Origin of the sequence: Solimonas sp. K1W22B-7, assembly GCF_003428335.1 — a bacterium.
Lineage (GTDB): Bacteria > Pseudomonadota > Gammaproteobacteria > Nevskiales > Nevskiaceae > Solimonas_A.
Window position 1 is genome coordinate 2,961,492 of sequence record NZ_CP031704.1, and the last position, 23,999, is coordinate 2,985,490.

The 23,999-nt window shown below is 67.6% G+C and carries 10 protein-coding genes; 4 read left to right on the plus strand and 6 right to left on the minus strand.

Features of this window, described 5'->3' with window-relative positions; genetic code table 11:
- Window positions 1-10: 10 nt before the first annotated feature.
- The 3 genes from trmD to rpsP are packed head-to-tail and all read right to left on the minus strand — an operon-like array spanning window position 11 to window position 1,518.
- Window positions 11-748, minus strand: a complete 738-nt coding sequence (gene trmD / locus D0B54_RS13490) for a tRNA (guanosine(37)-N1)-methyltransferase TrmD (protein ID WP_117291832.1) — start codon at window positions 746-748, stop codon at window positions 11-13.
- Window positions 738-1,250: a ribosome maturation factor RimM gene (rimM, locus tag D0B54_RS13495; RefSeq protein ID WP_162932411.1), complete on the minus strand. Its 513-nt coding sequence runs from the start codon at window positions 1,248-1,250 to the stop codon at window positions 738-740. Before rimM ends, trmD begins: the two co-directional genes overlap by 11 nt.
- Before the next feature lie 19 nt (window positions 1,251-1,269).
- Window positions 1,270-1,518, minus strand: a complete 249-nt coding sequence (gene rpsP, locus D0B54_RS13500; protein ID WP_117291834.1) for a 30S ribosomal protein S16 — start codon at window positions 1,516-1,518, stop codon at window positions 1,270-1,272.
- Window positions 1,519-1,813: 295 nt separating this feature from the next.
- Between rpsP and D0B54_RS13505 the strand changes: the two genes are divergently transcribed.
- The 4 genes from D0B54_RS13505 to D0B54_RS13520 all read left to right on the plus strand — a co-directional run bounded on the left by D0B54_RS13505 (window position 1,814) and on the right by D0B54_RS13520 (window position 7,575).
- Complete coding sequence (locus D0B54_RS13505; protein WP_117295222.1) at window positions 1,814-2,527, plus strand: Hpt domain-containing protein; 714 nt, start codon at window positions 1,814-1,816, stop codon at window positions 2,525-2,527.
- Window positions 2,508-5,495 (plus strand): response regulator, encoded by a 2,988-nt coding sequence (locus D0B54_RS13510; protein ID WP_162932412.1) that lies wholly within the window; start codon window positions 2,508-2,510, stop codon window positions 5,493-5,495. The genes D0B54_RS13505 and D0B54_RS13510 overlap by 20 nt, the downstream gene beginning before the upstream one ends.
- Window positions 5,483-6,847: an alginate export family protein gene (locus D0B54_RS13515; protein ID WP_117291836.1), complete on the plus strand. Its 1,365-nt coding sequence runs from the start codon at window positions 5,483-5,485 to the stop codon at window positions 6,845-6,847. The genes D0B54_RS13510 and D0B54_RS13515 overlap by 13 nt, the downstream gene beginning before the upstream one ends.
- Before the next feature lie 89 nt (window positions 6,848-6,936).
- Window positions 6,937-7,575, plus strand: a complete 639-nt coding sequence (locus D0B54_RS13520) for a LuxR C-terminal-related transcriptional regulator (protein WP_162932413.1) — start codon at window positions 6,937-6,939, stop codon at window positions 7,573-7,575.
- 146 nt (window positions 7,576-7,721) lie between these two features.
- On the opposite strand, the gene D0B54_RS13525 is transcribed toward D0B54_RS13520, so the two are convergent.
- From D0B54_RS13525 to D0B54_RS24320, 3 genes are read right to left on the minus strand one after another with little or no spacing between them, the layout of a single operon-like run.
- Entirely contained in the window at window positions 7,722-8,597 is an 876-nt protein-coding gene (locus D0B54_RS13525; RefSeq protein ID WP_162932414.1) for an OmpA family protein, read from the minus strand.
- Between the two features lie 8 nt (window positions 8,598-8,605).
- Window positions 8,606-8,731 carry a hypothetical protein gene (locus D0B54_RS24985; RefSeq protein WP_256365888.1) on the minus strand — a complete coding sequence of 42 codons (126 nt, stop codon included), beginning with the start codon at window positions 8,729-8,731 and terminating at the stop codon, window positions 8,606-8,608.
- 46 nt (window positions 8,732-8,777) lie between these two features.
- A complete protein-coding gene (locus D0B54_RS24320) occupies window positions 8,778-23,846 on the minus strand; it encodes an ESPR-type extended signal peptide-containing protein (protein ID WP_162932415.1) in 15,069 nt (5,022 codons plus the stop codon).
- Window positions 23,847-23,999 lie beyond the last annotated feature (153 nt).

Below are 23,999 nucleotides of genomic sequence, written 5' to 3' on the forward strand. Positions count from 1 at the left end.
GTTACCTCACTCATGTTCGCTGTTCCGAGATGAATTCCCGCAACAGCACCTCTAGATTCCTGTCCAGCTCAATCCCGTCCAACAGGTCGGGCCGCTTGAGCCAGGTCTGTCCCAGCGCCTGCTTCAACCGCCACCTCGCCACCTTGGCGTGGTCGCCTCCCAGCAGCACTTCCGGCACCCGCTCCCCGCGCCAATCCTCCGGCCGCGTGTAGTGCGGATGGTCCAGCAGGCCGCTGGAAAAGGAGTCCGCTGCCGCCGAACCCTCGTGTCCCAGCACCCCGGGCAGAAGGCGCGCAATCGCGTCCACCACCACCATCGCCGCCAGTTCGCCGCCGGACATCACGAAATCGCCCAGCGACAACTCAAAATCCACTTCCGAGCGGATCAGGCGCTCATCGAGCCCCTCGTACCGCCCACACAGCAGGACCAGGCCCTGCTCCTGCGACAGGCGTTCCGCCCAGCCCTGGCTGAAGCGTTCGCCCTGCGGCGAGAGGTACACCACCCTCGCCTGCGCCTGCGATGCCTTGGCATCGCGGATCGCATGGGCCAGCGGCTCGGCTTCCATCACCATGCCGGGGCCACCGCCGTAAGGTCGATCATCGACCTTGCGCCACTTGTTCGTGCTGTAGTCGCGCAGGTTGCGCGCCACCAGCTGCAGCTGTCCGCGTTCTGCCGCGATCCGCGGCATCCCGTGCTGCGTGACCTGCTCCACCCACTCGGGGAACAGCGTCAGGACTTCAATCTTCATCGTATTCCGGATGCCAGTCGCAGACGATGCGGCCCGCCTCCAGATCCACTTCCTTGACGATGTGTTCCTTGACGAAGGGAATCAGCCGCTGCCGCTCGCCATCCCGCAACACCATCACATCCTGCGCACCGTTGCTGGTCATGTCCTCGATCAGCCCCAGCGCCACGCCCAGCGTGCTTTCCACTTTCACGCCGATCAGGTCGATCCAGTAGTACTGCCCCTTGGGCAGCTTCGGCATCGCCGCGCGATCCACCTGGATTTCCGCGCCCATCAGCCCTGCGGCGATGTCGCGATCCGTGATCGGTTTCCCGTCCGGCCCGCTGATGTAAACCACCAGGGATCGGTCATGGACGTGGGCTTCCAGCACCTTCGCTTCGAAACCCGCGCCGTGGGTCACCCACCAGCTGCGATAATCGAAGAGATTCTCGATCGGACGGGTCAGGGACCAGACCTTGATCCCGCCCCGCACACCGTGAACCCCGGCGATACGGCCCAGGGTCACCCGGCGCGCCGACATCGAATCAGGCGGCCTTCTGGGCCGACTTCAGCAGGAAGGCAACGCGATCAGAGGTCTGCGCACCGTTCTTCTGGTAGTGCTCGACGCGGCCGAAGTCGACAACGAGCTTCTGCTCGGCGCCGCGGGCGTTCGGGTTGTAGTGGCCCAGGCGCTCGATGAAGCGGCCGTCACGGGCGCTTGCCTTCTCGGTCGCAACGACGTGATAGAACGGGCGCTTCTTCGCGCCAGCGCGGGCAAGACGGATGGTTACCATGCTCAATCTTCCAGAAATGTTAAACGGCCCGGAAGCTTCCCGAGCCGTTGAGGGCGCATATTGTAGCGATTTCCTCACAAAATTCCAGCTTTTACGGCGACTGGAGCCTGTGGGGGGAGCGGAATTCTGCTTCCGCCGGACTGCACCTTGTTAGTTATTGATTATATTACGAACGATCCGGCACCGGGGTGAGGCCGGACCACAACCCTCGCCGGCCCCCTCCCGCCATGCTGTCCCTGCCCTGTTCCCGGGGCAAGGCGCCTGCGGCACTGCCGGCGACCCGCGGAAACCAAGGATGAACGCCAAAGCTGGAAACGGAGCAATGGATTGCCTGGTGGTGGATGACGATGCTGTCGGCCGCCGGCTGGCCGGCCTGCTGCTGAAGCGCCTGGGCTACCCCTCTCCCATCCTTTCCGGGACGGTTCCGGAGGCGCCGGCCGATCTCCAGGGCCTGATCCTGATCGCCACTGACGATACGGCCGAAAGCGTTGCCGCCCTGAAATCGCGGATTGACCCTGCCCGGCCGCTGACCCGGCTGGTGGCGATGATCACCTCGGGTTCGGAAACTGTCCGCCAGGCCTGCCTGCAAGCGGGCGCCGACGCGGTGCTGATGAAGCCGCTGGCGCTGCGGGATCTGGCGGCGGCACTGACCCCCTCCGGAGAAGCCGGCGATTTCAATGCCGAGGCCTGGTCCGAACTGCGGCAGCTGTTCGGACCGGACGGGGCCGCCAAGCTCGTCGGCGCCCTGATCGACGACCTGCCGGTCCAGCAGCAGCGGATAGCCGACGCCCTGAGCGCCCGGGACCTGCCCGCGCTCAAGCGGATCGCGCATGCGCTGCGCGGCGTCAGCCTGCAGATCGGCGCCGGGGCGCTCGCCGCACTGTGTGCCGACACCGAAGCGGCCGCGACGGAAGGCAGGACCGAGGCCGCGGCCGCGCTGGGCGCCAGCCTGATACAACGCCATGCAGCCCTTGTGGAGCGACTGCGCGATGAAACAACCCGGCACTGAACCCACCGCCACGCGCACGCCGGCGTTGGCGAGGGCATTGATTGCCTTGACGCTGCTGGCGAGCCTGCTGATGGCCGCGCAGACCGGGCGCATCATCCACCAGCACCAGCAGCAGCGCTTCGATGCCGAGGTGCGGCTGCTCGAAGCCTCCATCGGAAGGCGCATGAACGCCTATACGCAGATCATGCGCGGCGGGCGCGGCATGGTCGAGGCCTCGACGTATGTCAGCCGCGAGGACTGGCGCGCCTATGTGGCACCGCTGCAGCTCTACAAGAACTACCCCGGCATCCGGGCGATGACCTTCGTACCGAAGCTCTCGCCGGACGAGGTGGCGGCCTTCGTCGAAGACGTACGCCGGGAGCCAACCACGCGTTTCTCGAACCCGCTGGTCCTGCGCGAATTCAAGCTGCGTCCGCCGCCGCCGCCGATCAAGCCCGTCGAGTCTCCGTTCCATGCCCCGGTCTACTACACCGAGCCGCTGACCCCCGAGAGCGAACGGGGCATCGGGATCGACATGATGCGGGACGCCGACCGCCGTGCGGCCCTTGAAGCGGCTGCCGCGACAGGCGACGCGGTCCTCGCACCGCGCGTGCGCATATTGAGCCAGACCGGCACAAGGGTGGGCTTCATCGCCTACGTGCCGATCTTCAAGGAGGGACGGCACTTCGGCTGGATCTCCGCGACCTTCCATGCACAGGCGTTCATGCAAGGGCTCCTGGGCGGCGACAGCAGCAGCCTGGCCTTCGAAGTCTTCGACGGGGACACCACCGGTCCGGGCGCGATGCTCTACTCTTCGGCCGGCGACAAGCCGGACGGGGATCCGCTACCGCTGTCGCCCGACGCGCGGGCGAGCTTCGACACCGTCCGGACGCTGCAGATGCCGGGCCGCCCCTGGACGGTGCACTTCCGCAGCAAGCCCGGCTTCGCGACGCCGAGCGAGCAGGCGATCCCCTGGCTGGTCGCGCTCGGCGGCCTGCTCACCAGCCTGCTGCTCTATGTCTTCGCCCGCGGCGGCGCCCGCTGGCGGGCACAAGCGGCGGCGCTGGAACAGGCACAGGCCGCCGTGGAGGCCGCCACCCAGGCCAAGAGCGATTTCCTGGCCAACATGAGCCACGAGATCCGCACACCGCTGAACGCCATCCTCGGCACTGCGGAACTGCTGGGCGACACGTCGCTGGACGCCAGCCAGCGCCAGAGCCTGGAAACCATCACCCAGAGCGGCGACCACCTGCTGGGCGTGATCGACGACATCCTCGACTTCACCAAGGTCGAGGCCGGCATGCTGGAACTGGACGAGCAGGTCTTCGAACTGCGCCGCGTGGTCGAAGAAGCACTCGAGCTGGTGGGAGTACGCGCGGCACAGAAGGGCCTGGACCTGGGCTGCGAGTTCGCGCCAGGCACACCGGACATGCTGAAGGCCGACCGCGGCCGCGTGCGCCAGGTGCTGGCAAACTACCTGTCCAATGCCGTCAAGTTCACCGAGCACGGCGAAGTGGCGGTAGCGGTCCGGGCAGAACGGCTGGAAGCGCAGCACCACCGGATACACGTTACCGTGCGCGACAGCGGCATCGGCATTCCGCCCGAGCGACTCGACCGCCTGTTCAAGACCTTCAGCCAGGTCGACGCCTCCACCACCCGCCGATACGGCGGCAGTGGCCTGGGACTGGCGATCAGCAAGCGCCTGTCCGAACTGATGGGCGGAGGCGTCCATGTCGAAAGCCATCCGGGCCAAGGCTCGGCGTTTTCGTTCAGCTTCGTCGCCGGCAGCGATCCGGAGTGGAAAGCGCCGCCGCCGGCCGATGCCGGCATGCTGGCGGGCAAGCGCCTGCTGGTCGTCGACGACAACGACACCAATCGGCGCATCCTGCGCGCGGCCGCCCACGAATGGGGCATGGAGGTCGTCGACACGGCCTCACCGCAAGACGCCCTGGCGCTGGCGGGCAGCGGCGCGGGCTTCGACGCCGCAATCATCGACTACCTGATGCCCGAGATGGACGGCGCGACGCTGGCCGCCGGGCTGCGTCGCCTGTACGGCAGCGCCTGTCCTCGCCTGATGCTGCTCAGCAGCGTGCGGCAGAGCGCGCAGTCACAGCCGGCCTTCGACCTGGTGCGGCACAAGCCGCTGCGCCGTGCCGGCCTGCTGGATGCCCTGCTGGAACTGCTGTCGCCCGGGGTTGGATCCAGCACCGCGCCAGCGACCTCGGCACGGCCCACCGCCTCGGCAGCACCCCTGCGCATCCTCTTGGTCGAGGACACGCCGCTGAACCAACAGGTGGCGCTGCGCATGCTGGAATCGCTGGGCTACTCCGCTGATCTCGCCGAGAACGGCCTGGCTGCCGTGGAAGCCGTGCAGCAACGGGACTACGACCTGCTGCTGATGGACATGCAGATGCCGGTGATGGACGGCCTGGAGGCCACGCGCCGGATTCGTGCGCTCGAAGGCCGCCCGCAGCCGCGCATCTTCGCGATGAGCGCCAGCGTGCTGGATCGCGAGCGCCAGGCCTGCCTGGATGCCGGCATGGACCGCCACCTGGCCAAGCCCTTCCGCCGCCATGAGCTGGAAAGCCTGCTGAAAGAGGTGACGGCCGGCATCGGCCGCACGGCCTCGCCGCCGACTACAGCCGCCCTGGCGGATCGCCTCGCCGACCCCGCGACATTGGCGCAACTGGTTGCGGATCTCGGCGAGGAAGGCGCCGCCGAGCTGATCGCCGAAATGGTGGCGGCGGCGGCCGGAAACCTGGCTGCGCTCCGCGAGGCGCAGGCCGGCAATGACCCTGCGCGCCTCGCACGGGCCAGCCAGGCACTGGAAACCAACTGCAACATGGTCGGCGCCGCCTCGCTGGCAAGGGATTGCGCGGCCCTCCGGGCTGCGGCGGGGACCGATCCAATACTCGCCGAGACGCTGCTGGCCTCCGTATCCGCCGGCTATGCCCGCCTGATCGAACAGTTGCGCGAATGGCGCGCCTGACCGCGATCGCGGTGCTGCTGTCGCTGATCGGATCGGGGGCACAGGCCGCGGATTTCGGCCTCACGCGCTGGTCGGAGGATCATCGCGATCTTGCCGACTCCGCCACCCATGCGACGCCGCTGGATGCGATCAAGCATATTCCGCTGGGCGACGATCCCGGGCACTACCTGAGCCTGGGCGGCCAGCTGCGCATGAAGGGCGTGGCTTTCGATGCCCCGCTGTTCGGCCTGGGCACTGCAGGCGCAGACGGATACTGGTTCCAGCGCCTGAACCTGCATGGCGACTGGCATGCCGGGCCGCACTTGCGCGTCTTTGCCGAGCTGGGCGACGCACGCGTTCACAGCAAGGACGCGCCCCCGGCGACGGTCGATGCCAACCGCAGCGATCTCCAGCTGGCATTCGCCGATCTGGCCACCGCCGACTCCGGGCCTCGCCTGGTGCTGCGCATCGGGCGCCAGGAGCTGGCCTTCGACAGCACCCAGCGTTTCGTCGCCTTGCGCGAAGGCCCCAACGTCCGCCGCGCCTATGATGGCGCGCGCCTGACCGGATCTGCCGGCAAGCTCGAAGTGACGGCTTTCATCACCGAACCGGTCGAGTACCGCGACGATTCGGCCTTCGACGACCGCAACAATCCCCACCTGCGCTTCTCCGGCCTGCGCGTCCGCCGCGGTGAGCCCGCGACCTCGTACCTGGATGCCTACTGGTACCGCTATGAGCGCGAGGATGCCCTGTTCGGCGGCATCCGCTCGGCGGAACTCCGTGAGGTCTTCGGCCTGCAATCCGCCGGTCGCGCCGGCCGCTACGACTGGGACACCGAAGCGCTGTACCAGACCGGCGAGTTCGGCCGCTCGGATATCCGCGCCTGGGCCTTCAGCGCCCTCCTGGGCCGCAGCTTCAGCACGGTCTGGAATCCGCGTCTCGCACTGCAGCTCGACCTGGCCTCCGGCGACCGGCAGGCCGGGGACGGCCGCCTGGAGACCTTCAATCCGCTGTTCCCCCGCGGTGCGTACTTCTCGCAATCCGGCCTGAGCGATTTCTCCAACCTCGTGCATGCCGGCCTGTTCGTCACTGCCCGCCCGACGCCACGGCTCAGCCTGGGGGTCGGCGGCGGACACATGGCGCGCCAGTCACGCGCAGACGCCGCCTACGCCCAGCCGCTGCTGCCGATCCCACGGTCGACCGTCGACGACAAGTCCATCGGAGACTACCTGCGGATCAATGCAAGCTACCGCTGCAACCGGCACCTGAGCCTGGCAACGGAAATGCTGCGCTACATCCCCGCCTCCGGCCTGCGTGACGTGGGTGCGGATACGGCGGACTATGCCGAGCTGGTGGCGAAGTTCCTGTTCTGAGCGGCAACCCCGCGTAGTACACTGGATGTTGTATGTGCCGGCGCCGCTGTGCTTCTGCGCCCGCACCTGGGGAAATCACCGGAGAATCCGTGGGCACTACGGCCACCACCGTCATCATCGCGGACGACCATCCGCTGCTTCGCGTCGCCCTGCGCCTCAGCGTGGAGCGCATCGATTCCGCTGCGCGCGTCGTCGAGGTGGAATCCCTGGCAGGCCTCAAGGATGCGCTGCCGCGATTCCCGGACACCGCCCTGGTGCTGCTGGACCTGATGATGCCCGACGTGGAGGGCCTGTCCGCCTTGCAGTACCTGCGTCACGAATGGCCCCAGCTGAGGGTGGCTGTGGTATCGGGCATGGAGGAGCGGTCCTGGGTGCGTTCCGTGGAGGCCCTGGGCGCGGTGGCGTACATCCCCAAGGTCACGCCGATGGAACAGATCCAGCAGATTCTCTCCAGGGTCATCGCCGGCGAGGGCTGGTGGCCACCGTCGGAGAGCCTGACCCCCGCCCCGCCGGATTCGATCGGCGCCCGGCTCGACCGCCTGTCGCCTCAGGAACTGCGCATCCTGCTTTACATCAAGGACGGACGCCTCAACAAGCAGATTGCCGACGAATTGTCGATCCGCGAATCGACGGTGAAGACCCACATCACCGCGCTGCTGCGCAAGCTCGACCTGCGCAGCCGCACCCAGGCGGCGGTACTGGCCCAGCGCCTGCTCGCCGGCAACTGATCCGCAAGGCTCGCGACACTCACCTGAAACGGCGCCGGTCGTTCCTGATCGCCAGCCAGGCAAGCCCGCCTGCGCCCGCCATCGATCCCATCAGTAACCCGACTGCAAGTCCAAGCCAGAACATGTCCTGATCTCCTGCGGGCAGCTCAGCTCGCACTCATGTAGACGATCACCGAAACACGGCGATCCGGTGCAAGGCAGGCCATTTGCGCCGCAAGCGGCGGCTCCGGAGAGCAGTCCACATGCGGCTCGGAATCTGCGCGGCCGACGATCTCGATCAGCCCCGGCGGGATTCCCGTGGCAATAAAAATCCCGGCCACCGCCTGGGCACGATCCAGCGAGCGCCCCCGCTTGCGTTGCGCGGAGCCGATGCGATCGGCATGGCCGACCACGACGATGCGTTTCACCGAGCCGGGCCGCTGGCCGACCCGCGCGGCCAGGGCTTCCAGCCGTGCCCGGTCCGCCGCGCTCAGGTCGCCCACTGCGGAACGGCCGAAGGGAAAGACCAGCCCTTCTTCCGACCAGGTACCGACTCCGTCCGCCTGAGTTGCCGGCAACGGAACGGCTTTGGCAGCAGTGCTCGCCGGCACAGCGGCAGCGCTGGCGCAGGCCGCCGTCTGCCAGTGCACCGCCGCCACCTTGTTCCGCTCGTCGAACCGCAGCTGGAACTGGCACTCGACCCATCCGCCGTCCGCTGCGGGAAGCTTGAGGATGTAGTTCCAGTCCCGTACCTGCAGCAGGCCTTCCGTGAAGTGGGGGTTACCCAGGATCTGCCGGACCTGGTCCTTGCTCAGCCCTGGCTGCAACAGCCTGGCGGTCTCCAGGGAAACCACGACACCCTCGCTGCGATAGGACGCCTCCCGCGCCGGAAAGGACACGCCGGCCGCATCGGGCACCAGCCGCGGCGCACTGCAGCCGGCCAGCAGGACGGCCAGCAGCACGGCCAGCAGCACGGCCTTAACGGAAACTCCGCTCTTCTTCATGGTCGTGACGCTCCACTCGGCTTCGTTGACTTCACCCACTGCCTGTCTCATCCCAGCACCGAAATCAGGATCAGGCCGCTCAGCAGGCCAAACCCATAAGCCTGGATGGCCCAGACATAGCGGCGCTTGTAGCGCTCCCGGCCGTAGCCGTAGTCGTAGTACTTGATGCTCATTGGCAATTCACTCCCTGATCATTTGGCTGGACGTACCGCCACCCGCCTACCACAGCACGCCGCTGACGCCGAAGCGCAGCGCGGTGCCATGCTCGGAGGTGGAGACACCGGTGGTCACGCTCCAGAGGCCGTTCTCGGCCGTGCCGCGGAAGGTCACGCCGATGGCGCCCTGGTCGACGTAGTAGCCGCTGCCGACCGCATAGGTGATGTGCCCCGGCACGTAGGGCGCCGCTTCCATCGCGATGGCGCCCGCGATGCCGGCGTTGGCCTCGTCGCGCATGTCGTTGAGGAAGCGACCGAAGCTGAGGCGCATGTCGGTCAACTGCTGCACGTTGACAGCGTCGGTCGGCGCAACACCCGCCGCGATGTTGTGCAGGCTCACCGGACCCCCGCTGCCATTCGGGTTTCCGAAGGTCACCGAGTTGTAGTTGATGCTGCCGTCCGTGTTGCGGTCGTAGCGCACGGCGCTGAGCCCCTGCAGGTTGAGCTGCGCGACGTTGACCGCGTCGGTATCGGCCGTACCGGCAGCCAGGTTGGTGATGCGGCGCTGCTGGGTCGCCGAGCCTACCGAGACGATATTGTCCTGGCTGGCGACCGAGCCGTTGCCCAGGGCCACGCTGTTGCTGCCGCTCGCCGCCGCGTTGTTGCCCAGCGCCACCGCAAAGCTGCCACTGGCGTTCGCGTTGTCACCCACCGCCGTGGTGTTGGTGCCGGTGGCCTGCGCGCCGGTGCCGACGGCGACCGAGGACCGCGCCACGGCGCCGGAGCCGATCGCCACCGAGTTGGACTGCACCGCCGTGGCGTTCTGGCCCAGGGCGATGCTCCCGGCCGACTGGGCGCGGGCACCGCTGCCAATGGCCACCGCATTGGCAGCACCGTCGGACACCTGCGCACCGCGGCCGATGGCCAGGGCGCTGTCGGCGTTGCTGCCGACACGGGCCGAACTGTCGGCGTCTTCGCCGGCACCGATGGCGATGGCATTGGCCGAGGCCGCCGTGGCATTGACGCCAATGGCGCTGGCGTTGGCGGCACTGGCCGTGTTGCCCGAACCCAGGGCCGCGCTACCTGCACCGCTGGCCGTGTTGTCCACACCCACGGCCGTGGCGCCCTCGGCACTGGCGTCATTGCGCACGCCGCAGTCCGCGGAGTCGGCACCGCCACCCGGCCCGCAGAAGGCCAGCGCCTGGTCCGCACGCGTCAGCGCCGTGGTCGCGGTGGACTGGACATTGGTCACCCGGACGTTCATCTCGGTGATATCACCCTCGACGTTGACGACCCGTTCCGCCATCTCGGCGACGTTGCCGGAGATCGTGGCGACATCGCTCTCCACCGAATCCACCCGCGTGTCCATCGTGGCAATGGCCGCGGTGTTGCCGGCGATGCTGGTCTCGGCACTGTCCATGCGCGAATCCAGCTGGCCGATGGCGGCCGTGTTGGCGGCGATGTCGCTGCTGTTCTGCGTGGTAGCGGCCTGGAGATCCGAGATATCCGCAGTGTTCTGCACGGTGGCGGACTGGAGTGCCGCGATGTCCTCGGTGTTCTGCGCGGTGGCGGCCTCGTTGGCACCCAGCCGCGTGTCCAGGGCTCCGATCTGGCCTTCCGCGGTGGATACCCGCCCGCCCACCGCCGCGATATCCGCCTCGGCGGTATCGACACGACCGTCGAGCGCGCCGATCGCCGCGCTGTTGGTGACGATGCCGGCCTCGGCGGCGCCGACACGGGTGCTCAGCCCGCCGATGGCGGACTCGCTGGCGCCAACGCGGCTGTCGAGGCTGGCAATGTCGGCGCTGTTCCGTGCGATGCCGGCCTCGGCGCTGCCCATGCGGCCGTCGAGCCCGGCGATGCTCGCCGTGTTCTGCGCCACGTTCTGGTTGATCGCGAACAGCTGGGCGCCATTCACCGCGTCACTGCTGTCGGCGGCCACGCTGCCGGCCGCCAGGCGGGTGATGCGGGTGGCACCGCTGCTGCCGCGCAGGCTCAGCGTGTTGCGGCTGGCGTCGTCGTAGACGGCGGACAGCGGGTTGCCGACGCCGGCCAGTGCCTCGACCGCGCCGAGCGCATCGCCGACGTTGTCGTAGTCGTCACCGGCGATGCGATAGCGCGGCGCGGTGATGCTGCCATCGGTGTTGATGGTCGTGCCACCGCCCAGGGCCTGTGCCAGCCCTGCTGCACTGGCAGTGTTGGCGGTCACGCGGCCATCCAGGCCGGTGATGCGGGTCTCGGCACTGCCCACGCGGGTATCGAGCCCGGCGATATCGGTCGTGTGCTGGCTGACGGTGGTCTCGGTGGAGCTGACACGACCGTCCAGGTCATTGATGTCGCCCTCCGTGGTCGTCAGCCGGCCATCGAGCGAGGACACATTGCCCTGCAGGCTGCCGATGTCGCTTTCGGTTGTGCCCAGCCGGGTATCGAGCCCGGCGATATCGGTCGTGTGCTGGCTGACGGTAGCCTCGGTGGAGCTGACACGGCCGTCCAGGGTGCTGATGTCGCCCTCCGCAGTCGTCACCCGGCCATCGAGCGAGGAGACATCGGTCTGCAGGCTGCCGATGTCGCTCTCGGCAGTGCCCACGCGGGTATCGAGCCCGGCGATGTCGGTCGTGTTCTGGCTGACGGCGGTCTGCAAGCTGCCCACATCGGTTTGCAGCGTGGCGATGCCCGATTCGGCGGTGCCGACGCGAGTATCGAGGCTGGCGATGTCCGACGTGTTCTGGCTGATCGAGCCCTCGGCCGTCGTCACGCGACCATCCAGCGAGACGATGTCCGCGGTGTTCGTCGCGATGTTGCCCTCGGTGGCCGTGACGCGCCCATCCAGGCTGCCGATGTCGCTCTCCGCCGTGGTGACCCGGTTACCCAGGTCGGCAATGCCGCTTTCGGCGGTCGTCACCCGGCCATCGAGTGAGAACACATCGGTCTGCAGGCCGCCGATGTCGCTTTCCGCAGTCCCGAGACGGGTATCCAGGCCGGCGATGTCGGCGCTGTGCTGGCCCACGGTGGTCTGCAGGCCGCTCACGTCCGTCTGCAGCGTGCCGATGCTCGCTTCGGCCGTGCCCACTCGGGTATCGAGGCCGGCAATTCCGCTCTCGGCGGTGCCGAGGCGGCTATCGAGTCCCGCGATGTCGGTGGTGTGCTGCCCAATGGTGGTCTCGGCCGACCCGATGCGACCGTCCAGGCCACTGATGTCGCCCTCGGTGGCCGTCACCCGGCCATCGAGCGAGGCGACGTCGGTTTGCAGTCCGCCGATATCGGTTTCCGCGCCGGCGAGGCGGCTGTCCAGGCCGGCGATGCCGGTTTCGGCGGTACCCAGCCGGGTATCGAGCCCGGCGATGTCACTGGTGTGCTGCCCGATGCTTGCCTCGGATGCGCTGACGCGACCATCAAGGCTGGTGATGCCAGCTTCCGTGGTCGTGACGCGGCTACCCAGGCCGCTGATATCGCTCTCGGCAGTCCCCAAGCGGGTATCCAGGCCCGCGATGTCCGCCGTGTTCTGTCCGACGTTGGTCTGCAGGGTGCCGATGTCAGCCTCGGTGCCAGTGACGCGGCCATCAAGGGTGGTGATGCCAGCTTCCGTGGTCGTGACGCGGTCATCGAGCGAGGTGATGCTGCCCTCGGCGGTCCCCAGGCGCGTATCCAGCCCGGCAATGTCGGCCGTATGTTGGCCAACGCTGGCCTGGAGTGCCCCGATCTGCGTGGTGTGCGTGCCAACGGTGCCCTGCAGGCCGCTCACATCGGCCTGCAGCGTGCCGATGCTGGATTCCGCCGAAACCACGCGGCCATCCAGGCTGGCGATATCCGTCGTGTTGGTCGTGATGTTGCCTTCGGCAGTGGTGAGGCGCGTGCCGAGGCCTGAGATGTTCGTCTCGGCCGTGGTCATGCGACCACCCAGTGTGCCGATGCTCGTCTCGGTGGCGCCCACGCGGGTGTCCAGGCCGGCAATGTCGGTGCTGTGCTGACCGACCGTGGCCTGCAGGCTGCCGACGTCCGTCTGCAATGTGCCGATGTCGCTCTCGGCGCCGGTCACGCGGCCGTCCAGCGTGCTGATGCTGCCCTCGGCCGAAGCCACACGGCCATCAAGGGAGGCAAGGCTGCCCTCGGCCGTTCCCAGGCGGGTGTCGAGGCCTGCGATATCGGTCGTGTGCTGGCCGACGGAGGTTTGCAGGCTGCCCAGATCCGTCTGCAGCGAACCGATGCTCGATTCGGTGCTGCCCACGCGAGAGTCGAGGCCGGCGATATCGGTGCTGTGCTGAGCAATGGTGGTCTCGGCGGAGCCGACACGCCCATCCAAGTTGTCGATGTCGCCTTCCGTCGCCGTTACGCGGCCGTCGAGAGTCGCGACGTCGGTCTGCAGGCCTCCGATATCGGATTCGTTGCCGGTCACGCGGCCGTCCAGGCCGGCGATGTCAGCCGTGTTCTGATTGATGGAGCTTTCGGCCGTGGTCACACGACCGCCGAGGGCGCTGATGTCCGCGGCGTTGGTCGCAATGCCGCCTTCCGTAGCGGTGACACGGGTATCGAGGCCGGAGATGTCGGTCGTGTGCTGGCTGACGGTGGCCTGCAGTGAGCCGATGCTCGTTTCGGCGCTATCGACGCGGGTGCCAAGACCGGCGATGTCGGCCGTGTTCTGGCTGATCGAGCTTTCGGCCGTGGTCACGCGGCCGCCCAGCGTGGCGATGTCCCCGGTGTGGGTCGCGATGTTGCCCTCGGCACTCCCCAGGCGGGTATCCAGGCCGGCGATATCGGTGGTGTGCTGGCCGACCGCAGTTTGCAGATTGCCGATGTTCGTTTCCGCAGCGCCGACGCGAGTATCCAGGCCTGCAATGCCGGTTTCGGTGCCGGTGACACGGCCGTCGAGTGCGGTGATGTCGCTGGCGTTTTGCGCCACGTCCTGGTTGGTGGCGAAGAGCTGGGCGCCGTTGACGGCATCGGTACTGCCAGCCGCGAGCGAGCCTGCAGCCAGGTTGGTGATACGGGTCGAACCGCTGGCGCCCTGCAGGCTGATCGTGTTCCTGCTGGCGTCGTCGTAGGTCACACCCAGCGGATTGCCGGTGGTAGCCAGTGCTTCCAGCGCTTCCACCGCGCCACCGACATTGTCGTAGTCCGTGCCGCCCACATTGTAGGCCGGGCCCGTGATGCTGCCGTCGGGGTTTGCAGCCGCGCCGCCGCCCAGGGCCGCGGTGAGGCTGGTGGCATTGCTCGAGATGCGGGTTTCGGATGCGCCCAGGCGGGTATCGAGTGTCAGGATGGCGGCGCTGTGCTGGCCGATCGTCGTCTCGGCCGAGGTGACGCGGCTGCCGAGCGAGCCGATGCTGCCTTCGGCCGATCCCAGGCGCGTGTCGAGGCCTGCGATATCGGTCGTGTGCTGGCCAACGGTGGTCTGGAGCGCGCCGATTTGCGTGGTATGCGTACCAACAGTGCTCTGCAGGCCGCTTACGTTGGTCTGCAGCGTACCGATGCTGGTTTCCGCCGTGTCCACGCGGCCATCCAGGCCGGCGATGTCGGTCGTGTGGGTCGTGATGTTGCTTTCGGCAGCCGTGAGGCGCGTGCCCAGGCCAGTGATGTTCGTCTCGGTCGTGGTCACACGGCCGCCCAGGGCTCCGATGTCCGTCTCGGCCGTATCCACGCGGGTATCGAGATCTACGATATCCGCCGTGTTTTGCACGATCACGGTCTCCGCGGCGCTGACGCGACCGCCGAGCGAGGTGACATCGGTCTGCAGACCGCCGATGTCGGTCTCGGCACCGTCCAGGCGGGTGTCGAGCCCAGCGATGTCGGTGGTGTGCTGGCCGATGGTGGTTTCAGCCGAATCCACGCGGCTGCCCAGATCCGCGATATCGCCCTCCGTGGTCGTCACGCGGCCATCGAGCGCCGCGACATCCGTCTCGGTGGTGCCAACACGGGTATCGAGATCCGCAATATCAGTCGTGTGCTGACCGATGGTCGTCTCCGCCGAGCTGACGCGACCGTCGAGCGTAGTGATGTTGCCCTCGGCAGTCGTCACACGCCCGCCGAGCGAGGTGACGTCAGTCTGTAAACCACTGATGTCGGTCTCGGCACCGTCCAGGCGGGTATCGAGTCCAGCGATGTCCGTGGTGTGCTGGCCGATGGTGGTTTCAGCCGAGCTGACGCGGCCATCCAGGGCGGTAATGTTCGCGGAGTTGGTGGCAATACCGCCCTCGGCGGTGGTGACACGGGTGTCTAGGCCGGCGATGTCGCTGCTGTTCTGGGCAACGTCCTGGTTGGTGCTGAAGAGCTGGCCAGCGTTGACGGCATCGGTGCTGCCCGCGGCGAGCGTGCCCGCAGCCAGGTTGGTGACGCGGGTTGCGCCGCTGGCACCCTGCAGGCTGATGGTGTCGCGGCTGGCATCGTCGTAGTTCACACCGAGCGTGCTGCCGGCAGCGGCCAGCGCCTCCAGGGCCTCCACCGCGCCATCGACGTTGTTGTAATCCGTGCCGGCGACGTTGTAGGTAGGACCGGCGATGCTGCCGTCGGGATTCACAGCCGCGCCGCCGCCCAGGGCCGCGGTGAGGCTGCTGGCGTTGCCGGAAATGCGGGTTTCGGAGGCACCCAGGCGGGTGTCGAGCGTCAGGAGGGTGGCGCTGTGCTGGCCGATCGTCGTCTCGGCCGAGCTGACGCGGCTGCCGAGCGAGCTGATGTTGCCCTCGGCCGATCCCAGGCGCGTGTCGAGGCCGGCGATATCGGTCGTGTGCTGGGCGATGGTGGTCTCGGCAGAGCTGACGCGACCACCGAGCGAGGTGACGTCGGTCTCAGTCGTATCCAGGCGGGTGTCCAGGCCGGCGATATCAGTGCTGTGCTGACCAATCGTGGTTTCAGCAGAGCTGACGCGACCGTCCAGCGCGGTGATGTTGCCCTCGGCGCTCGTCACACGGCCACCGAGCGAGGTGACGTCGCCCTGCAGGCCACCGATGTCCGTCTCGGCCGTATCCACGCGGGTATCGAGATCTACGATATCCGCCGTGTTCTGCACGATCACGGTCTCCGCGGCGCTGACGCGACCGCCGAGAGAACTGACGTCGGTCTGCAGGCCACCGATGTCGGTGCTGTGCTGACCGATGGTGGTCTCAGCGGAGCTGACGCGACCGTCCAGAGTGGTGATGTTGTTCTCGGCCGTCGTCACGCGACCACCGAGCGAGGTGACGTCGGTCTCCGTTGTATCCAGGCGGGTGTCGAGGCCGGCGATATCAGTGCTGTGCTGACCGATGGTGGTCTCAGCCGAGCTGACGCGACCATCCAGGGCGGTGATGTTGCCCTCGGCGCTCGTCACGCGGCCTCCGAGCGAGGTGACGTCGGTCTGCAGGCCACCGATGTCGGTCTCGGCCGTATCCAGGCGAGTGTCGAGGCCGGCGATGTCGGTCGTGTGCTGGCCGATGGTCGTCTCGGCGGAGCTGACGCGGCCGTCCAGGGCGGTGATGTTGCCCTCAGCGGTCACTACGCGGTCACCGAGCGAGGTGACGTCGGTTTCCGTTGTATCCAGGCGAGTGTCGAGGCCGGCGATGTCGGTCGTGTGCTGGCCGATGGTCGTCTCGGCGGAGCTTACGCGGCCGTCCAGGGCGGTGATGTTGCCCTCGGCGGTCGTTACGCGGCCACCGAGCGAAGTGACGTCGCCTTGCAGGTCGCCGATATCAGTCTCGGCCGTATCGAGGCGGGTATCGAGACCCGCGATGTCGGTGGTGTGCTGGCCGAGGGTGGTCTCGGCAGAGCTGACACGGCCATCGAGATCACCGATGTCGCTTTCGGCGGTCGTTACGCGACCGTCCAGAGAAGTCACATCCGTCTGCAGGTCACCGATGTCGGTCTCTGCCGTATCCAGGCGGGTGTCGAGGCCGGCAATGTCAGTGGTGTGCTGACCGATGGTGGTCTCGGCGGAGCTGACGCGGCCATCGAGATCGCCGATGTCGCTTTCGGCGGTCGTTACGCGACCGTCGAGAGAGGTCACGTCGGTCTGCAGACCACCGATGTCGGTCTCTGCCGTATCCAGGCGAGTATCAAGACCCGCGATGTCGGTCGTGTGCTGCCCGATGGTGGTTTCAGCGGAATCGACGCGGCCGTCCAGGACGGTGATGTCACCCTCGGCGGTCGTTATGCGGCCACCGATCGAGGTGACGTCGGCCTGCAAGCTACCGATGTCGGTCTCGGCCGCATCCAGGCGAGTATCGAGACCAGCGATGTCCGTGGTGTGCTGGCCGATGGTGCCTTCAGCCGAGGTGACGCGGCCATCGAGATCAGTGATGCCGCTCTCGGCAGCGGTCACCCGGCCGCCCAGGCTGGAAATGTCAGCAGTGTTCTGCGCGACATCCTGGTTGGTGGCGAAGAGCTGACTACCGTTGACCGCATCGGTGCTGGCGCTAGTGACCGCGCCATCCGCCAGGTTGGTGATGCGGGTTGCGCCGCTGGCGCCTTGCAGGGTGACGGTGTCGCGGCTGGCATCGTCATAAGCCACGCCCAGGGTGCTGCCGGTGCTCGCAAGGGCCTCTACAGCGTCGATCGCTGCGCCGACATTGCTGTAGTCCGTGCCCGCCACGTTGTAGGTCGGGGCCACGAAGCTGCCGTCCGCATTCACAGCCGCACCGCCGCCGAGCGAGCTGCTCAGCGTCAGGCTCAGGCCGCGCAGCTGGCTGCCGTTGACCGCGTCCGTGCTGCCCGCGGAGAGAGAGCCGGCGCCCACATTCACGATACGACGCTGGTTGGTGGAAGAACCCACCGATACCGTGTTTGCCGTGTCGGCCACCGAACCGCTGCCGAGCGCGACGCTGTTCGCGGCGGTAGCGCTTGCATTGGTGCCGAACGCAATTGCGTCGATGCCGGCAGCCTGCACGCTCGCGCTGCGGCCGATGGCGATGCCGTTGGTCGCGCCCGCCGCCACCTGGGTGACGACATCGTCGAGACCCACATCCGAATTACCGAGGGCCAGCGAATAATCTGCCTCGGCCGTGGCGTTCGTGCCGAAGGCCGCGCTGGACTGGCCGCCAGCAAAGTTGCGGGTGCCCACTGCCACGCTGTCGGTGCCCGAGGCGATATTGCCGTCGCCCACCGCCGTGCTGGCGTTGCCAGTGGCCTGATTGTTGTAGCCAAGTGCGCTGGCGTTGCCTGCGCTCGCTCTATTGGTACGGCCCACGGCCGTGGCGTTGGTGGCGCTCGCCTCGTTGCTGACGCCGACCGCGCTGGCGGCGAAGCCGCTCGCGGAGTTGTTATCGCCCAGCGCGACTGCTGCGGTCTGACTGGCCGTGTTGCCGCTGCCAACGGCGGTGCTGCGCGTCGCGCTGGCCGTGTTGCCGCTACCGCAGATCAACGAATCCGCACCGCCGGTGCCCACCGAGCACAAGCCGTCGACACCGGCGATGGCCGCTTCAAGTTGCGCCACGTTCACCGCATCCGTGTCTTCCGCGCCGGCCGTGACGTTCACGATACGACGCTGGTTGGTGGAAGAACCCACCGATACGGTGTTGGCCACGTCGGCCACCGAGCCCTGGCCCAGCGCGACACTGCCCGCGGCCGTCGCCGAAGCATTGGTACCCAGGGCGATTGCATCCACACCGGCTGCTGCGACCGATGCATTGCGGCCGATGGCGATACCATTGGTCGCGCCGGCAGCAACGGTGGCGCCGGCTTCGCTGTCGAGCGACGAGCCGAGAACGATGGAATGGTCGGCGTTGGCGTTGCTGTTTGCACCGAGCGCAACGCTGTAGTCTCCCTGGGCAACATTTTCGTAACCGAAAGCGTTGCTGGCTTCACCCACAGCATAGTTCCCGGCTCCGAAGGCATTGCTTGCATCACCTTCGGAATAGTTGGCAGAGCCGAACGCGCTGCTGCCATGACCCTCGGCGGTGTTGGCGTCACCGAAGGCCGCGGCAAAGTCTCCGATCGTAGTGTTGCTGCCTCCGAACGCACTGCCGCCTCTGCCTTCCACGGTGTTGAAACCACCCACCGCGCTGCCCAGTTCGACCGCGGAACTGTTGACCCCGATCGCCGTGGACCGCGTGCCGTCGGCCCGCGCGTACGCCCCGATCGCCGTGGCATCCTCGCCCGTGGCGCCCACGCCGGCCCTATGGCCGATGGCGATGCCATGGGTGGCGCCAGCCGCGACGCTCGCGCCATTGGCTGCGGCTTGAGCGTTGCCGATGGCCACCGAGTCCTCGGCGGCGGCATTGCTGTGGGTTCCGATCGCTGTGCTGCGCAGGCCGCTGGAGATGCTGGCGGAACCCATGGCGATCGAATTGACTCCGGATACCGAGGCGCTTTGGCCCAGGGCAATGGAATTGACACCCGTCGCCGCCACCGCCGCGTTGCTGCCGATGGCGATGCCATTGGTGGCACCCGCGACGACGCGGGCGCCGCCAGCCGCGGTGTCCGCGTTGCCGATGGCCAGCGAGTAATCCGCGGCAGCCTGGCTGTTCGAGCCGACGGCGGTGCCACGGAGGCCCGAAGCCGTGTTGGCGGAGCCCAATGCGGAAGAGTTCTCCCCACTGGCGACGTTGTCCAGGCCGAATGCGATGGAGGAATCCGCCTGCGCGGCGTTCCGCGAACCGATGGCGATGGCATCAAGCCCGGTCACCGTCGCGTCTCCGGTGCTCGGGTCGATCTCGACCAAGCCCGCAGTGTTGTAGCGACCGATGGCGATGGCGCCTTCGCCGAAAACGGTTGTTCTGCTGCCGATCGCGATGCCTCCAACGGCGGTATCGCGGACGACTGCGCCAAATCCACCATAGGCTTCGCCCGAGTGCACGCCGATTGCCAGCGAGCGGTCCGCCAGGGCGTTGCTGTTGTTGCCGACGGCCACGCTGGCGGTTCCAGCGGCCGAGGTGTAGAGGCCGAGAGCGGAGCTGGAGGTGCCGCCGGCAGAACTCCCGAGGCCGAAAACGGTGCTGTTGATACCGGACGCCGTATTCCCGTAGCCGACTGCGGCGCTGAAGTTGCCGGAAGATGTGTTGTGGAGGCCAAGAGCGGCGCTGTAAGCACCGGTGGCATCGTTCTGGTAGCCCACAGCACTGGCTCCGCTACCGCTGGCAACGTTGGCGTTACCCAGCGCACTGGCGACGGCGGCGGTGGCTTGTGAGTTGAAGCCGACGGCAACGCTTCCGTCGCCACTGGCCAGATTGGTGTTACCCAGTGCGGTGCTGTTGGCACCCGTCGCCTGGCTGAGCACACCCACGGCCGTTGCACGGTTGTTCGAGGCCACGGTGGCCGAACCGATGGCCATGCCGTTGGTGCCCGCCGCTGTCACGCTGGCATTGCGGCCGATGGCGATGCCGTTGGTGGCACCGGCTGCGACCGTGGTACCAGCCTCGGTATCCAGCGCCGTGCCGATGACGATGGAGTGGTCGGCGTTGGCGTTGGCGTTGGCGCCCAGCGCGGTGCTATAAGCGCCGCTCGCGGAGTTCCGATGGCCGAAAGCGCTGCTGGCAAGGCCGTCGGCGTCGTTGTAGTTGCCCATGGCACTGCTGTCGGCCCCGCCGGCAAAATTGGAGTACCCGACGGCGCTGCTTTGGGCCCCGCTGGCGGAATTGTCGGCTCCGATGGCGTTGCTGCGGTCACCGCCAGAGTCGTTGTTCCGGCCTATCGCGACGGCGTCATCCACCGTCGCCTCGTTGTGGTTACCGATGGCCATGCTGCCCGTGCCGGAGGCTTCGTTGTAAAAACCAATCGCAACGCTTTCATCGCCCGCGGCATCGTTGCCGGCGCCGAGGGCAACGGCATCTTCCCCATCCGCGTTGTTGTTGCCGCCGATGGCAATACTGCCGTCGGCGGTGGCGTAGTTGTCAATGCCCATGGCGGTGGCGTTACTGCCCGTGGCGTCGTTGAAGCTGCCAACGGCAACGCTTTGGGAGCCACTGGCTTCGTTGAAATGCCCGATCGCCGTGGCTTCCTCCGCCGTCGCGAAGTTGTAGACGCCGACGGCAGTGGTGTCTTCTGCCGTGGCCTGGTTCTGGTCTCCGACGGCGGTGCTGCTTGCGCCCGAGGCACGGTTGTCGTTGCCAAACGCGCTGCTGCCGATATTGGTTGCCTGGCTGAGCACACCCACGGCGGTTGCACGATCGCTCGACGCCACGGTGGCTGAACCAATGGCCATGGCGTTGACGCCCGTCGCCGCCACCGCCGCACCGCGGCCGATGGCGATGCCGTTGGTAGCACCGGCGGCGACGCGTGCGCCATTGCCCGCCACATCGGCACCGCCGATAGCCAGCGAGTCCTGTGCTGCTGCCGTGCTGTTCGCACCGACGGCGGTACCGCGCAGGCCGCTGGCGGTGTTGCCGTTGCCCAGCGCGCTGCTGGCGACGCCGGAAGCCGTGCTGCCCACGCCGACAGCCGTGGCCGACGCCGCCGAAGTGGTGGCGTTGGTGCCAAGGCTGACGGCATTGGTGGCATTGGCGGCGACGGAGGCATTGCGGCCGATGGCAACGCCGTAGGTGGCGCCGGCGCCGACGCGTGCGCCGGAGGTTGCGGCGTCCGCATTGCCGATGGCCAGTGAGTCCTGCCCCGCAGCGGAACTGAAAGTGCCGATCGCCGAGCTGCGCAGGCCGCTGGCGGCGCTGCTGGTGCCCAGGGCCATCGCGTTGACCCCGGTCGCCGCCACCGCCGCATTGCGACCGATGGCGATGCCGTTGGTGGCGCCGGCGGCGATGCGCGCGCCGGTGGCCGCGGTGTCGGAGTTGCCGATGGCCAGCGAGAAATCCGCGGCCGCCTGGCTGTTGGAGCCCAGGGCCGAACTGCTCCCACCCGAGGCGGTGTTGGTGAAGCCCAGCGCCGAAGAGTTCACCCCGTTGGCGACATTGCGCGCGCCCACCGCGCTGGCGCCGGCGGCAGAAGCGGTATTGTCGCTGCCCAATGCACTGGTTACGGTTGCCGTGGCAGAGTTGGAATAGCCTACGGCCACGCTCTGGTTCCCCGAGGCGGCGGCATCTCTGCCAATGGCCGTCGCATCGGTCCCGGCCGCCGCCACGTTGGCGTTTTGGCCGATAGCGACGCTGCCGCCAGCGGAAGCCCGGGTGAAGGCGCCCAGCGCGACAGCGTTGGTGGCATTGTCTGCCACGGCGGCATCGGCACCGAGAGCGACGCTGTTGGTGGCGCCGGTGCCGACGCGCGCGCCGTTGGCCGCGCTGCCCGCGTTGCCGATGGCCACCGCGTTCTGGGCCGCGGCATTGCTGAAGGTGCCGATCGCCGTGCTGCGGATGCCGCTGGCGGTGGCGCTGGAACCCATTGCGATCGAGTTGACCCCGGATACCGCGGCGCTGGTGCCCATGGCGATCGAATTGACGCCGGCGGCCGCGACACTGGCATTGCGGCCGATGGCGACGCCGTTGGTGGCGCCGGCCGCGACCGTGGTGCCGGCCTCGGTATCCAGCGCCGTGCCGAGGGCGATGGAGTGATCGGCATTGGCATTGGCATTGGCACCGAGCGCGGCACTGTATGCCCCCGCTGCCTGGTTGCCATAGCCCAGCGCGCTGCTCCGCTCGCCGCTGGAAACGTTGTCATGTCCCATTGCCGAACTGCGGAGGCCGCTGGCGTTGTTCTCGTAGCCGAAGGCGCTGCTGGAGACACCGCTGGCGTCGTTTTCGTTGCCGAACGCGCTGCTGTTCGATCCGCTCGCGTCGTTGTCACGGCCGAAGGCGCTGCTCTCCTCGCCGTTCGCCGTATTGCCAATACCGATGGCGATATCGCTGTCCAAGTCAGCGAGATTGTCCAAACCCCAGGCGAGACTCGATTCGCCGTAGGCCCTGTTGCGCAGGCCTAGCGCGATGCTGGCATCGCCGTAGGCACCGTTGTCCGTGCCGAAGGCAATGGCGTACTGCCCGGATATGACTATCGATCCCGTTTCCGGGTCAGTAACAGGCTCCCCCGTTTCCGGGTCATACACGTAGTAGCCCGCCACATTCCGCTGGCCGATGGCGATGGCGCCTTCATCGAATGCCAACGTCTCGGTGCCAAGAGCAATGGAACGTTCACCGCCCGCAGCCGCCAGGCCGCCGATCGCGATACTCCCCACTCCCCCGGCGAGCGCACCGATCAGGAAGCCACCATAGCCATCCGGCGCATAGGCCATGCCGATTGCCAGCGAGCGGTCCGCATAGGCGATGCTGCCGCTACCCAGAGCTGTACTGTAGTCTCCCTCGGCGGAATTCCTGTGGCCGAAAGCGGAACTTGCCAGACCACCGGCGTCATTCGAGTAGCCAAAGGCCGAACTGTCTTCACCGAAGGCGTCGTTGCGATTGCCGACGGCGGAGCCGCCCAGAGCCTCGACCTCATTGAAGTACCCGAGGGCTGTACCCTGGCCGCCGGAAGCCCCGCTGCCGCTGCCCACCGCCGTGCTGTCGGTGCCGCTGGCAAGCGAGTTGACGCCGATGGCAGTGCCACGGGCAGCAGAGACCTCCGCGTTGCTGCCGATGGCGATGCCGTTAGCGCCTGCAGCAGTCGTGCGCGCGCCCGAAGCAGCGACATCGGCGTTGCCGATCGCCACCGAGTACGCACCGACCGCGGTGCTGCGGCTGCCAATCGCCAGGCTGCGGTTGGCAGTGGCAGTACTGTCATAGCCGATGGCCGCACTGAATGTCCCGCTCGCAGCACTGTCGTCGCCAACGGCGAGGCTGCTCGTGGCGGTGGCCAGGCTGGCATGGCCGACCGCGGTGCTGTTGGCTCCGTTCGCGCGGTTGGCATCGCCCACCGCAGTGCTGCTGGCTCCGGAGGCGATGTTGCTCGTACCCAGCGCGGTGGCGCGGCTGTTGGTGGCTTGGCTGTCCGCGCCGAAGGCGTTGCTGAACTGTCCGGTGGCATCGCTGAACGCGCCAACCGCGGTGCTGTCCCCGCCGCTGGCGACGTTACCGATGCCGCAGGCCAGGGAATTGACGGCCGAGCCGTTGCTGCCGCCATTGTTGTTGGAATCGTTGAGCCGGCACTCCTCGGCCAGGGCCGGAGGCGCATAGCCCATCAGCGGGAATGCCAGTTGCAGCGCCAACGCCCAGGCGCCGAGCCGTACGATGGTAGACCGCGATACGGGCGTCGCACCGATGGTTCCGCTGCCGCCACCACCATGATTGCGGGCCAGTTCCGAGGCCACGACCAGGCAGTTGAGCGCGCGGCTCCAGATGATCTTGTGGATGTGGTTCATTGTGACCCCCTATGATTTGTCTAGTGGGTGTCAGCTTCCGCTTCCGCACGCGACCGCGGTATCCGTGAGTAGTCCTAGTACTTTGGTCGTAGACCTTGAGCAGAGCAGCGGGATGTCGGGCCGAAACGCGGGCGCGACGACGTTGCCGGACGA